The organism is Paenibacillus sp. E194, assembly GCF_000935845.1.
In the GTDB taxonomy this organism is placed as follows: Bacteria; Bacillota; Bacilli; order Paenibacillales; family Paenibacillaceae; genus Paenibacillus_B; species Paenibacillus_B alvei_B.
In genome coordinates, this window is sequence record NZ_JMDX01000412.1 from 1 (window position 1) to 2,866 (window position 2,866).

At 51.3% G+C, this 2,866-nt stretch carries 3 protein-coding genes; all 3 read left to right on the top strand.

Translation table 11 applies throughout. From position 1 onward, the window contains the following. A partial coding sequence (locus AZ66_RS28270; protein ID WP_044357976.1) for a U32 family peptidase occupies positions 1 to 734 on the top strand: 734 nt, incomplete at its 5' end. 264 nt (positions 735 to 998) lie between these two features. Further along, positions 999 to 2,312, top strand: a complete 1,314-nt coding sequence (locus tag AZ66_RS28275; protein WP_044357979.1) for an aspartate aminotransferase family protein — start codon at positions 999 to 1,001, stop codon at positions 2,310 to 2,312. Positions 2,313 to 2,463: 151 nt separating this feature from the next. After that, positions 2,464 to 2,866 (top strand): UbiA family prenyltransferase (locus tag AZ66_RS28280; protein WP_044357978.1); only part of this gene is annotated, 403 nt, incomplete at its 3' end.

A 2,866-nucleotide genomic window follows, 5' to 3' on the forward strand; every position in this document is an offset into this window, starting at 1 on the left:
TTCTGGGTATGCCGCGCATGATGAATGAGCTGCATATGGAGCAGTACAATCACTTCCTGCTTGGAGGTCACTATGGACTTGATGGATTGCTCGTCACCAATATCGGAGCTATGCATAAGTTCCGTGACATCGGTCTACCGATGGTTGGCGATTTCAATCTAAACGTATATAATCATATGTCGGCGAAGCTGTACCATGAACACTTCGGATTGGAGCGGGTACATGCTTCACTGGAGCTTCCGCTGAATGACTTGGCGAACCTATTGCAAGAGACGGAGAAGGTGCCGGTCGAGATGATCGTTCACGGCTCGCCAATCGCCATGTATCTGGAATTGGATCTGTATGAAAATACAGTTGCTATGGAGCCGATCATGCAGGAGGACAACAAGCACGTCGACAATCAGCATCTTGTATTGTTGACAGACAAGGGCGAGAACCCGGTATACCGAGATTGGAGCGGACGCAACCACTTGGCAATTGCGAAGGAACTGTGTTATCTGCCGTTCTTGAAGGAGCTGCATGAGGCAGGCGTGAACCACTTCCGCATTGAAGGGAAGTCATATACAATTGAGCAGCTGCGCAGCATCGTAAGCACGTACCGTACAGCGCTGCAAGACTTGTCGCGCTGCGGTGAATTGTATGCAGGCATGACGCCGGAATATGCAGGTTACACGCTTGGTTCGCTGCAATTCGGGGAGGCGCTGTCGATTGATTTGCAGCCGGTACAAGCCTAGTTGCAAGCTTAACAGGTCTATGACGGTTTTATATTGCTGTATAGTGGGGATGTAATGGTTCTATAACTGTTGAAAGATAGTGCGTTCTTTCTTGGCTATCGACGAATGAGTAGGAAGGAAGTTCGTATGACATATAGATAGAACAATGAGATAGGGTAATGAATTATCGTTAAGGTAATCCATGCAGTTATGAGTAGAGAGAACAAGAAGCGGCGTGGCTAGCTTGAATTGGCAAGTTACAGTCTGCCGTTTCTTCAGTTCAAGATGAGAAAGGGTGGCTACGACGTGAGCAAGGAGCAAACAACGTATATCGGACCTGAGGGTGTTATAGAGAAGCGGAAGCAATATTTCTTCCCATGCACGCATCATTTCTATCGCAATCCACCGCAAATTGTACGCGGCTCGATGCAGTATTTGTACGACGAGAAGGGCACACAATATACTGATTTCTTCGCAGGGGTATCAGTCGTGGCGAGCGGCCACTGCAATCCAGCGATTACGGGAGCGACGATCAAGCAGTTGGAGACGCTGCAGCATACGACAACGATTTACTTGACGCAGCCGATGGTCGACTTGGCGGAGCGGCTCGCGAACGGAATCCTGCCGGGTGATCTGAAGCGTACCTTCTTCTGTAACAGCGGCTCAGAAGCGAATGAAGGTGCGATGCTGCTTGCTAGACTTCATACGAAGCGCCGCAATTTCATTGCGCTGGAGTATGGCCTGCATGGGCGTACATTCCTGACGATGGGCGTAACGGGCATCCCGATGTGGCGTGCTGATGATTATTTGGACAGCGGAGTGACATTCATCCCCCGTCCATATGATCCAGAGACAGACGATGAGACGGCGGCACGCCGCTCGATTGAGGCGCTGAAGCAGGTGCTGGAGGAGAAGGGAGATACATTTGCAGCGATGCTCGTGGAACCGATTCAAGGCAACGGAGGCATGATTGCGCCACCAGATTGGTATTTCCGCGAGGTGAAGGCGCTTCTTGAGGAGCATGGCGTATTGATGATAGCCGACGAGATCCAAACCGGCTTCGGTCGTACAGGCCGTATATTTGCCATGGAGCATTACGGCGTTGTGCCTGATATTATTTCGATGGCAAAAGCACTAGGCAACGGTGTGCCAATCGGTGCATTTGCGACAACAGATGAGATCGCGGCAAGCTTCAACCGTGCGTCGGCATCGACATTTGGCGGTAATCCGGTATCTTCCGTTACTGCGCTGGCTGTACTCGATTATATTGAGCAGAAAGACTTGGTAGGCCGTGCAGAACGGCTCGGGAATCAGTTGAAGTCAGGCTTGCAGGCACTGCAGGCGAAGCATGCGGTACTCGTTGATGTACGCGGCAAAGGCATGATGCTTGGTGCGGAGCTGCACGGTACAGACGAACAAGATAGCGCAGCACTGACGGATCGCGTATTGGAAGCGATGAAGGATCGCGGCTATATTATTGGGAAAAACGGCATTGGCCGCAACGTGCTAGCCTTCCAGCCGCCGCTCGTGATGAACGAGCAAGATATTGAGGGGATGCTGAAGGAACTGGACGCAGTATTGGCGGAAGCGGTTCAATAGGCTGCTTCGCCTCGATTCGGAAACGTCCATTGGACTCTGTTGAATAGAGAGCTCCTAGCAGGGCAACATGATCGCATCTAGCGGGTTGGAATTGTGCCTGTTAAGGACAATAGAAATAGATATTTGAACACTCATGGGGTGTATGTAAGCTATGGTTACTATCCAAAAGGTTATTCGCAAAACGCGCATGTTCGGAGAACTGGTCATGTTCTCCCATACGCTGTTCTCACTGCCGTTCGCCATCATTTCGATGGTATGGGCAGCAGGAGGGATTCCTTCCTTCCACGTTATGCTCTGGTCGCTCATCGCGCTCGTAGCAGCCCGTAATGGAGCGAATGCGTTCAATCGCTTGGCCGATTTGCCATTCGATGCAGCGAATCCGCGCACGGCGCATAGGCATATGCCGCAGAAGCTGCTGCATGGGCGTGAAGTGACGCTGTTCGTCATCATCAACTTTGCGATCTTTATCGCAGCGGCAGGGATGCTGAACTCTTTCTGCCTATGGCTGTCGCCTGTGGCGATTGTGCTTATCTGCTCGTACTCGTTTACGAAGC

Bases quoted from the DNA above. Each gene is read 5' to 3' on its own strand.
- AZ66_RS28275 (WP_044357979.1), top strand. From the start codon at position 999: ATGAGAAAGGGTGGCTACGACGTGAGCAAGGAGCAAACAACGTATATC.